Annotated in this window: 1 protein-coding gene; it reads right to left on the minus strand. The window is 52.0% G+C overall.

What is annotated here, in order from left to right; all coding sequences use genetic code 11:
* Positions 1-225: OB-fold nucleic acid binding domain-containing protein (locus CWB80_RS22250; RefSeq protein ID WP_171041582.1), on the minus strand; the 225-nt coding region annotated here is incomplete at both ends.

A 225-nucleotide genomic window follows, 5' to 3' on the forward strand; every position in this document is an offset into this window, starting at 1 on the left:
GGATAACCCGGCGGAAGCGTGGTGTTCGTTTGTTGCTCAGAAAGGGTATCCGATAAGCTGTATTCCGGTTGTGTCATTTCAAACCCAACTCGGCCACGGCGGATCGCACCAAAGCAACGAAGGATTGTAACGGCACTTAAGGCATGTTTTTGACCCGCGCTACAGTTAAAACACCTGCGCGTTAAACGGCCCGTGCCATCATTTACATGGCAAACCAGCATGCGC

The sequence above is a fragment of the Pseudoalteromonas sp. S1650 genome (assembly GCF_005887195.1).
Classification (GTDB): Bacteria; Pseudomonadota; Gammaproteobacteria; order Enterobacterales; family Alteromonadaceae; genus Pseudoalteromonas; species Pseudoalteromonas simplex.